General features: G+C 39.2%; 9 protein-coding genes and 2 pseudogenes. 6 read left to right on the forward strand and 5 right to left on the reverse strand.

The genetic code is table 11. The features are described 5' to 3' along the window. Together F6K13_RS05825 and F6K13_RS05830 are read left to right on the forward strand one after the other, a co-directional pair. Window positions 1-225: pseudogene (locus tag F6K13_RS05825) on the forward strand (SAM-dependent methyltransferase); the annotation flags it as partial. Between the two features lie 552 nt (window positions 226-777). Then, a complete protein-coding gene (locus tag F6K13_RS05830) occupies window positions 778-1,938 on the forward strand; it encodes a Xaa-Pro peptidase family protein (RefSeq protein WP_124144760.1) in 1,161 nt (386 codons plus the stop codon). Between the two features lie 96 nt (window positions 1,939-2,034). Here F6K13_RS05830 and F6K13_RS05835 read toward each other — a convergent pair whose 3' ends face one another. Next, window positions 2,035-2,748, reverse strand: coding sequence for a Sir2 family NAD-dependent protein deacetylase (locus tag F6K13_RS05835; protein WP_240038931.1), 714 nt, complete (start codon window positions 2,746-2,748; stop codon window positions 2,035-2,037). 419 nt (window positions 2,749-3,167) lie between these two features. Between F6K13_RS05835 and F6K13_RS05840 the strand changes: the two are divergent. The 3 genes and pseudogenes from F6K13_RS05840 to F6K13_RS05850 all read left to right on the forward strand — a co-directional run bounded on the left by F6K13_RS05840 (window position 3,168) and on the right by F6K13_RS05850 (window position 6,250). Then, window positions 3,168-3,757 (forward strand): annotated as a pseudogene (locus F6K13_RS05840) (aminotransferase class III-fold pyridoxal phosphate-dependent enzyme). Between the two features lie 463 nt (window positions 3,758-4,220). Continuing rightward, window positions 4,221-6,026 (forward strand): S8 family peptidase, encoded by a 1,806-nt coding sequence (locus F6K13_RS05845; RefSeq protein ID WP_124144764.1) that lies wholly within the window; start codon window positions 4,221-4,223, stop codon window positions 6,024-6,026. Further along, window positions 6,023-6,250 (forward strand): hypothetical protein, encoded by a 228-nt coding sequence (locus F6K13_RS05850; protein ID WP_124144765.1) that lies wholly within the window; start codon window positions 6,023-6,025, stop codon window positions 6,248-6,250. Before F6K13_RS05845 ends, F6K13_RS05850 begins: the two co-directional genes overlap by 4 nt. Before the next feature lie 158 nt (window positions 6,251-6,408). Here F6K13_RS05850 and F6K13_RS05855 read toward each other — a convergent pair whose 3' ends face one another. Both F6K13_RS05855 and F6K13_RS05860 read right to left on the reverse strand, forming a co-directional pair. Next, complete coding sequence (locus F6K13_RS05855) at window positions 6,409-6,906, reverse strand: pyridoxamine 5'-phosphate oxidase family protein (RefSeq protein ID WP_124144766.1); 498 nt, start codon at window positions 6,904-6,906, stop codon at window positions 6,409-6,411. 4 nt (window positions 6,907-6,910) lie between these two features. Further along, window positions 6,911-7,237, reverse strand: coding sequence for a hypothetical protein (locus F6K13_RS05860; RefSeq protein ID WP_124144767.1), 327 nt, complete (start codon window positions 7,235-7,237; stop codon window positions 6,911-6,913). A gap of 25 nt (window positions 7,238-7,262) precedes the next feature. Between F6K13_RS05860 and F6K13_RS05865 the strand changes: the two genes are divergently transcribed. Continuing rightward, a complete protein-coding gene (locus tag F6K13_RS05865; RefSeq protein WP_161564493.1) occupies window positions 7,263-7,433 on the forward strand; it encodes a hypothetical protein in 171 nt (56 codons plus the stop codon). A gap of 252 nt (window positions 7,434-7,685) precedes the next feature. On the opposite strand, the gene F6K13_RS05870 is transcribed toward F6K13_RS05865, so the two are convergent. Together F6K13_RS05870 and F6K13_RS05875 are read right to left on the reverse strand one after the other, a co-directional pair. Continuing rightward, the gene (locus tag F6K13_RS05870) at window positions 7,686-8,261 is read right to left on the reverse strand and encodes a rhomboid family intramembrane serine protease (protein ID WP_124144768.1); all 576 of its coding nucleotides are present in this window, start codon (window positions 8,259-8,261) and stop codon (window positions 7,686-7,688) included. A gap of 639 nt (window positions 8,262-8,900) precedes the next feature. Continuing rightward, window positions 8,901-10,159: DNA phosphorothioation-associated putative methyltransferase (locus F6K13_RS05875; RefSeq protein WP_287287019.1), on the reverse strand; the 1,259-nt coding region annotated here is incomplete at its 5' end.

Genomic DNA, 10,159 nt, shown 5'->3' on the forward strand with positions numbered 1-10,159 from the left:
CAAGTAGGTTTTGTTGTTGATATGGATATGATTGAATACCCTTTAGAAGTGCCAAAAAATCAGTATTTTGAAATGGTAGAAAATCGTTATATGTCTATGCTTTCTACATTTAATGATACTGAATTGGCAGCAGGTTTAAAGGAAATCGAAGAAAAATATCAGGATAAGTCAGTGTTGAAATTTAACGATCTCATGGTTTTTATAACAGCAACTAAACCTGAGTAGATATTAAGTCAGTTGGGGTGAATGGCCATTCGCCCCTACGTTCTTGCCATGACTAAATTTGAGTAGATATGATATGGTAATCAGCATTACAATGAATAACCATTCCAAAAATCATTACAAAAATATAGCAGCAACTAAGCCTGAGTAGATATTAAGTCAGTTGGGGTGAAAGGCCATTTGTCCCTATGCTGTTCCTGCCATGACTAAATTTGAGAGGAGCGAGAATGTCTGAAGCATGTGCGTAGATCTGATATGGTAATCAGCTATTTCTGAAAGTACAGTCTCAGCAGGATTAATTTCTACTATGGGTAAGTTTAACCTGTTAGCTCCATACAACAAACTGTCAGATCTGATTAGCCATAACAGCCATATGGCTAATACATATGTTAGCAGTTGGGAACACTAAACGTAGGTTAGCCATCCCAACTACTCGTTGGAACCGAAACCGCCTGTTAACTGCCCAACAACGGTCAAGGTGTCGGTGCGCTTCAACTTCATTGTTATATGCTAGGATCTAGCTAACGCTGTCGAGACCAAAGGAGGACATAACCCTTGACTACTCATGAACCATTTCCACAAGAAGAGCTTGCCAACCGGCTCAAGGCAGTTCGCACCAATATGCTAGAACGCCAACTGGATGGTTTGATCGTAACCATCCCGGAAAATATCTATTATTTAACTGGTCTCGATCACTGGGGCTTCTTCGCTTGCCATGTATTGATTGTGCCTCTAAACGGAGATCTCACAATCGCAGCTCGAGCGATCGAAGAAGCCACTGTTTCGAAACAGGTGCGAAATACTCGATTCGCAGGTCATTCTGATACAGAAGATTCGGGAGAGTTTTTTGCCTCGATAATAAAAAAGGAAGGTCTTGGAAGCGCACGATTAGGTCTCGAAAAAAAGAGCTTGTTCCTGACTGCACATATTGCAGAAAAACTAGTAGAAGGACTCCCGGGTGTTGAATGGTCGGACATCTCATCGCTGATACACGAATTGCGCATGGTTCAGTCGCCTTTGGAACAGAATTACACTCGCCGTGCAGCGATAGCGGCGGATTCTGGCACTTTGGCCGCAACTGAGGCGTTGCATTCCGGTGCCAGTGACTATGAAGTGGCTGCGGAATGTCATCGAGCCATGATACTAGCAGGTAGTGAGTATCCCGGATTTGGGCCGTTTATTCGCTCTACTCGACGCAGGCCGGGTGACGAGCACACTACCTGGCGTGGGGATGTTTTTGAAAACGGCGATTCGGTATTACTCGAGATCGGCGCAGCCTATCGAAAGTATCAGGCCCCCATGGGCCGCCTGGTTTATGTGGGATCAGCACCTGTTATAGCTGAGGAAGCCGCAGAGTTGGCCATTCGAGGAATGCAATCCATCGTCAATGCCATTCAACCAGGGGTCACGGTCGGACACGTTTATGATGCCTGGCATGGCATTGCTGAAGAGGCTGGACTCGGAGATTACCATCGCCATCACTGCGGGTATCTGGTCGGTATTGGATTTCCTCCAAGCTGGACAGGTGGCAGTGCCGTCACAGGAATTCGTAGGTCTGGTGATTTAGTTTTGCGTGCTGGAATGGCTCTTCACCTCCATTCCTGGTTCACGGAAACAGGACGAGGAGATTATTTCATTTCAAATACAGCGCTTCTGACAGATACAGGTTGCGAAATATTGACAAACCGTTCTCCGGAAACCCTACAAATTCGATAATTTGGCGTGGTTCAAAAAAGGGGGTTTTAGGGTAACACTCTCAGCACAAAATAAGCCATCGATCACCCATGACTGAGAGGATCAATGGGGGTCAGGTCAGGTGCGTTGGAAGCGCTTAAAGCCCAATAACTCCAGCCAGTCAGGATTAATTTCTACTATGGGGAAGTTTAACCTCTTAGCTCTATACAAAGGTTTAGTAATGTATGGGTAGTCTCTGGAGATACCGATCAAAAAAATCAGATCAAAGGAAATATTTTCTACTATCTTGAAAGTTTCTTCTGAAGAACTCATATGATCTTCACCAAATAACTCCATATCAGGACGAATTAATCCTCCACAAGCTGGACATATAGGTGGTAACTCCATCGGTTTACTATATCCGGCGAGGAGTTCTTCTGCAGTTGTCTTGTAAGAACAATCTACACAATATAGTTCCGAGAGTTGTCCATGTATTTCAATCAAGTTTTTACTTCCAGCAGCGCGCTCGAATCCGTCTACATTCAGAGTCCATACCCATGTATTGGGTTTCCAAGCCTCAATTTGTGCAATTACCTGATGAGCACGATTGAATTTTGCTTTATAACAAGCTTCTCCAATTTGCCACAGATATTTCCAAGCTACTTCAGGACGAGTTTGTAACATATTGTTACTCATTGCTTCTTCGATTGGTATACCTTCTTGAGTGAGAACACCTTCAAAAAGTGCACCAACACCACGATATGTAGGTAGCCCAGAGTCTGCAGATAAACCCGCTCCAGCAATGAAAAGAATAGAATCTGCCTGGAGAATACAATCAGCGACAGCACTCATAACCTTATCCATTCGTCATATTATTGATATATTTACAAAAAACAGCCTTATAATTTTAGAACATTTCTGGAAATAAACTAAATAACTGGAGTTTAGACTAACCATAGCAGTGCATTATGGCATATTTAGACATTATTTTTTTGTAAACCTTTTCTCTTACTGTACTTTGAGCTGGAATGGGAGCCGTTACACATAATGCTGCTGCTTTCTGTACAAAATCAATAAATTTAACAATCATATTGTTTATGGCAACTCATCAAAAACCTCAACCTATTATCCCCTCTCTTCCCTCATACGATTATCAACCAAAACTCTATAACGGCCCTTCTTTGCAAGAAGTAGCTCATTTAAGACGAGAATATATTAACCCAGTGGTTTCCACTTATTATCAAAAACCCATTATGATTGTTGAGGGTTCGATGCAATATGTTTTTGATGAGACGGGAAAACGGTATTTAGATGCCTTTGCTGGAATCGCTACTATTAGTGTAGGTCATTGTCATCCCTCTGTTGTCAAAGCAGTACAAGAACAATCCGAAAATTGCAGCATTCCAGCACACTGTATCTACATCCTACCATTGCAGAATATGCCAAGATGTTAGTGGATAAGATGCCTGGTAATTTATCAAAGGTCTATTTTGTTAATTCTGGATCGGAAGCCAATGATTTGGCGATGTTAATGGCCAGGGTTTATACTCAAAATTTTGATATTATTACCCTTCGTAATGGCTATCATGGCATGGCGGGTCAAACGATGGGGTTAACCTCACAAAATACCTGGAAATATCCCATTCCTCATAATTTTGGCATTCATCATGCTATCAATGCCGATCCTGAACGCGGTTATTGGTCTCATGACGATGATAATATCACTGATAAATATGCTAACGATGTCAAAAACTTGATTGAACAAGCAACTTGTGGCAACATTGCTGCTTTTATTACTGAAGTAGGGTTTAAGTCTCTAGGGGTCGATCAATCCAATAAGTTTTATGTTTTCCAAAGGTAAATATTGTGGTGTTGGTGAATCAAGCTATGAAAAAAGATTAATAAGCCCCTTTACCAAAATTAATTTAGACTATGTTGACACTTTGACAAACATCAAATTCTTCAGCTATATACTTATCCTCCTGGCTCGAACAGGGATTAGCATTTTTGGTGATTTGTCTACTTGATAAGATTTTTTAGTTTTGTCTAGTTTTGCGAAAAGGCGACGTTGCTGAACCAAGGGATAAATCTTTGCATAAAAGGTAAATCCCGTCTTTATACTTCGTCTTTCTCTAAAACTATAATTCATCCTGCAAATATGCAACCCCATTATTGGTGTTGGTGAATCAAGCTATGAATTAAGATATTTGGATGAACCTCCTTGCTACACCTTCTGTGAAACGCCATAATATTATCCGTCCAATATTGTCAACTCTGAGCTATCGTAGTAAAAAAGTCCTTAGTTCATAGTAGATTCTCAAACAATGAAAAAATTTCTGTTTGTCTGCTTATTTTTAATTGGGCTTGGTTGGGCCTTATCTAACTTTACAGGTTTGGCCAATAAAGGAGTCTATGACTCAATTGTGTTAGACTTCCGTGAAGATATCGGAGTTACTAAAATTGTCGATGAAATTAAGACAATCTCCGATGAATACCAAGTCACTCCTCGTCTAAATAGTGAATTTTCATTATCAGATAATGTGTATATTGTCAAGGGCGATCGCCAACTTCTCAAAGAACTAAAAAACTCTCTAAACAAATATACTGAATACATAGAACCAAACTATGTTTATAGCGCCAATGCCATCATCTTTGAAGGCGGGAACGGCGTTCCCAACGACCCTATGTATGGGAAACAATGGAACCTCCGCAGCATCAACGTGGAGGAAGCATGGAATGAGACGAAAGGCGACGGCGTAACTGTAGCGGTAATTGATACAGGAGTCACCAGAGTTCCTGACCTGGAAAAAACTAAATTCGTTGCTGGCTACGATTTTGTCAACGACCGGACTTTAGCCACCGACGATAATGGTCACGGCAGTCACGTTGCAGGGACTATTGCCCAATCTACCAATAACGAATATGGCGTAGCAGGTATCGCCTATGAAGCTAGCATCATGCCCTTAAAAGTATTATCTGCTAGTGGCGGTGGTACAGTTTCCGATATTGCCGAATCTATCAAATTTGCTGCTGACAATGGTGCAGATATCATCAATATGAGTCTTGGTGGTGGCGGTGAAAGCCAAATAATGAAGGAAGCTATTAACTATGCTCATAGTAAAGGCGTAGTTATTATTGCTGCTGCGGGCAACGCTGGGCAAAATTCAGCAAGTTATCCCGCTCGTTATCCCCATGTTATCGGTGTCTCTGCCACTGACCCAACTGGAGAAAAAGCTTCCTATTCTAATTTTGGTGCAGGAGTTGATATTTCTGCTCCTGGCGGTTCCACTTCTGGTAAAAATGAAGCTGGTGGTATTTTGCAAGAAACCATTAACCCAGAAAATGGCAAGAGTGTATTTGCTTCCTTCCAAGGAACAAGCATGGCATCTCCCCATGTTGCGGGTGTGGCAGCATTAGTCAAAGCTAGTGGTATTGAAGACCCAGAGGAAATTGCCAACATTCTCAAAAAATCTGCCAGAGTTGTTAAGGAAGACCCACTGAATCATTTTGGAGCAGGTCAGTTGGATGCAGCAGCGGCAGTTAAGTTGGCAATAAGAGGTCAAATCACTTTCCGCGACTTCTTCCGGTGGTTGCATGATAATGGGTATCTCAGTCCTGGTTTTTGGCTTGATGGTGGTGCTGTGGCATTGTTACCGAAGTTGGCAATGGTCTTGGGGTCTTATATATTAGCTTGGTTTCTGCGGAATTATTTCCCTTTCAGTTGGAGTTTCCCTCTCCATACAGGATTAGTTGCTGGTAGCAGTGGGTTATTTTTCCTCCGTGGTTTCTATGTTTTCGACTTACCACAATGGCCGATGCGTGTGATGGGTAGTTCCCTACCTGAAGTCGGTGGAGCTATTCAAGGTAGTGGCATTTTGAATCCCATTTTTGCTAGTGTGTTGATTCCAGCATTGTTAATTGTATTGTTATTAGGAAATCAGCAATGGAAGTGGTTAGCGATCGGTACTACTATTGGTGTTGCTAGTTGTTTGGCTGTGAATGCAGTTGTCGATCCAGCAGTTTGGGGATTAGGTTCTGGTTTTGCTGCTCAAATTTTCCTAGTTGTGAATGCGTTTTTGTGCTTAGGTTTAGCACGTTTGGCAATTAGAACAGAGGACAAATTAGCATGAGTAGTATTACGGTAACTGGTACTGTGGAAAAGAAAGGTTTTGGTACTGGCACTTGGGCATTAGTAACTGAGAATGGTGAAACTTATGAGTTGAAGGATGCTCCTACTGAGCTATGTAAGTCTGACCTGAAGGTAAGCATTACAGGTACGATCCGAGATGATGTGATGACTTTAGCAATGATTGGTCCAGTGTTGGAAGTTGAATCTTTTGAGGTATTAGAATAGTGAATTATAGCAGGTTTCATTTGAGTAAACCACAAGGTAGGGACGTTGCATGCAACGTCTCTACAGGGTTTTCGTTTTTTTAATGTGATTTATTGACCTGAAAACTGCTGTAGTGCCTTTTTTTGAGATTTACAAAAAGCCTGCAATACGGGCTTTTTTTATTGCTTTATTTCTTGAGTAATATCTACTCTTTTATCAAGAAAATAATCCTCGTAAGGTTCTTTAACATTAACCCAAATAGTTTTTGGCATAAACCGAAATAAACGTCGTGGTCCTGAGTCAAGAAAATATTTTTTGTCTCTTTTTGGTTTGCCACTTTTTGTGTAGATACTATCAATAGCTTTATTGAATATTTCGTTTTCTGCCTCAATAACTTCAGCTATACCTTTGAAATAAACACCAAATCCCTCTCCACTCAATGCTGTTGAATCATAAACAACTGCAAAAACCTGCCCATTATTAATAATATTTTGAGAGTGCTGATTTTCTATCCATGATGACCAATAAAATGTGTAATCTTCATCAAAACCATAATAGACAGGTGAGTTCCAAGGGTGTCCTTCTTTATCTACTGTTGCTAAGGTGAGATAGGTAATTTCATTGAGTACCTGTTTTGCTTTTTCAGTGAGTTGATCGATGGGAGATGAGATCTGCATTTTTTCAATTTCTCAAATGAATTTCTGGTAGTTGTACATTATACCATCGTCCACTACGACCTTTGCGCGTTATCCAAGCGTTATTAGCAATATTAGTATGATGTTGCTGCTGTTGGCGATACTGGTTAGCTTGGGCATAATAATCATCAGCTTGTGCCTTCAAAACATCAGACTGCTGACGATACTGTTGAATCTTCGCCTCCAAATCAGCAATTTCAGCCTTCACCGCATCAGTCTGAGCAACCAACGTATCCGGAACCACAAGCTGATATTGCAACTTCGTCCGAGCATCAGCAACTTCCTTTTCCGTCCGAGCGATCGCCTCTTCCAATACCCTTAACTTTTCCTCATATTAAGTGCAACTTCATGGAGAAATTGTATTAGGTTTTGCGACTATGTTGGTGATTTTTCTCCATGAATTAGGTCATGCTTTTACTCTGAAACATTTCGGTGGTATTGTGCCGGAGATTGGTTTATTATTTATGTGTTTTATGCCGGGAATGTACACCAGTAATTTTGACTTTTAACTTTTAACTTTTGACTTTTTTTATGGTTAGTTAGCAATTTTATTGGGGAATTTTTACCAGTAATTTTGATTTTTTTATGGTTAATTGGCAATTTTATTGGGGAATTTTTACCAATGATTTTGACTTTTGACTTGATTTGGAGTATAAATCAATGAAAATTCATCAATTTTTACAAGTAGTTGTGGTTAGCTCAATGAAGCACTATATTATCATTTGCACACTTTTGTTGATGCAATACCTACCAATTCTACTTTAACTATTTTTTCGACGTTTACCTAAAAGTTGAGCTGCGAATATCCCACCCAAAAAACCAAATAAGTGTGCTTCCCAAGAGACATCAGGATCGGAAGGCAAAATACCCCAGATTAAACCACTATAAAGGAAACCAGCAGTTAAGGCGAATATTACTGATAAAATACTGAAGTCAAATAAACTTCGGAGTAGCAAAAACCCGAAATAACCAAAAATTAATCCACTTGCACCAATATGAATAGAATTAGGCGCACCGAAACACCAAATACCTAAACCACTAACTATTATAGTAACGATACTCACAAAGAAAAAATCACCTACTCCCCGTAACATGATTAACCAACCGAGAATAATTAATGGGGCAATATTAGCCATTAAGTGAGCATAACTACCATGCAGAAATGGAGCAAAAAAAATACCACTAAGTCCTATAGAACTTTGAGGATGAATTCCACCATAATAGTTCAATTTTCCTGCTAAAAATTCAGAATTAATAATTTGTACAATCCAAAGAATAGCAATAATACTTCCTAAAATCGTTACTTGGGTATTTATTTTTTCAAATAATTTATTCATTGGTTTCTGGTTATAGTTGACTTATTCTTAGCTATTTTAAACTATAGCGCTACGCGCAAGGCAACAGGCAATAGGCAACAGGGAAATACAAAAGGGTTTGCTGCTTCTATTCATGTCAAACACCTTAATGCGTAGCGCGATGTAATACCAAATTGATAAATGTTTGCTACAAATATCTAGGGTATTTCTTAGGACTCAGGAGTCACTCCTCAGGAGTTAAAATGAATGACTTTAATACCATTTTTTAGGGCATAAATTATCTTTTTCTCTTGGTGCGCTACCAGGTGCGACTGGCGTCGTCGCGGGGTCGCACCGCTCTCTTGGTCGATTGGATATGGCGAGGAGACCCGTTCTTGCAGACCCGCTCCGAAGATCGCCATCCCACCCTACGGGAAGCTACGCTAACGACCGCTTTGTCAAAGGGACATCTCCTATAAAGTCTTTTTCTCGGTCTTACTATTCGTAACACTCTTTTTTCAAATTGGTATAAGACATCTGGTGGAAATTACACTTATGGATCATTTTTTGTGTCTTTTTTCATAAATTTCTTCCCTGTTGCCTGTTGCCTGTTGCCTACTTCTGCAAAAAGTCTATTCTTTTTCGGAGATGTCTATAAAACATCTTCAGTCAATAGCTTATTCATTCCTGATTTAGTTGTTTTTTTCTTTCTCGTTTTCTAGTAGCATGAGCAGATTTTAATATTTTTAAGCGATAAGGGTCAACATTAGTTTGCCAATAAACACGATGACCTTTAATTTCTGTACAATTTTCTTCTAAACATTTGAGCCAATTAATTCGGTTTTGAATACTTTTCAAATCATTTAATAGTCCTCTATCTTCTTCTTGTTGTGTGAGTTTAGCAAATTTTTCATAGTCTGGATAATCTGGTGTTACTAAAGCATCTTTTCTATGTAAAATTGGCGGATTATATTCATTTGTATAGCTCTGATAACTAACACTTAAATCTCGTAAATTAATGTGCATACTTGTATGCAAAACTGGGTGAGCTTCTGTGTCAAAGTCTGGATAAAATAAATAGGATATTATCGGTAGTTTTGTATGAAATTTAATGATAGTTGCCTCATTTAATCTACCAATTGTACGATTAGCACAACCTTCATAAAGTCGTAATAACGGATCGAGTTTTGCTACAACAGAAACATGAACTAACAGAGAATTAGAAAATTTATAACCAATAGAACTATTTTTACAACATTTACTAATTAATTCAGAATCACCTAAACTAAATAACATTAAATCTGCTAATATACAGGCTTGGTTATAACTACCAAATAAAGCTTTAATATCATTTCTGACTACTTCTGCTAATTGGGAAAATTTAGGACGGTTGCCAAATTTACTCAAGGCTAAATATACTAATAAATCTTGGCGACGTTTATCAGTTATCTGGTCCCATTCTACAGAGTTTGTAGCTTGCATAATTACTCGAAAGGCACGACGAAAACTACCAAATTCTGCAATTAAATCTGCCTCTTCAGCAATTTCTCCTCTGACCGGAAGACGACCGCGATCGCTCATAAAATTCATCAGAGGTATAAGCTGTTCTTCATAATCTACAAACTTCTGATTTTTGGAGTTAATTCTAGGTGTAGATAAACGAGTTTTTAATCGAGATGCTCGAAAGTTTTGCCCCTGTTTTTCATCTTTAAACACAAAGAAAATACCTAAATCTATAGGTATAGAATCTACATTCAAAACTTGGTCAATATAAGACTTTAATTCTTCTTGTTCATAATATTTTTGAAAAGTATTACGAGCTGTAATTATGCCATCTCCATAACCAAGTTTATCCTGGTTTTTATGGTCATCAATTAATACCATAGCGGAAACAATTAAAACTTGTTTAGTCAACTTCCAGGCTTTAATCAAAGCCTCCA

The sequence above is a fragment of the Okeania sp. SIO2B9 genome (assembly GCF_010672505.1).
Lineage (GTDB): Bacteria > Cyanobacteriota > Cyanobacteriia > Cyanobacteriales > Microcoleaceae > Okeania > Okeania hirsuta.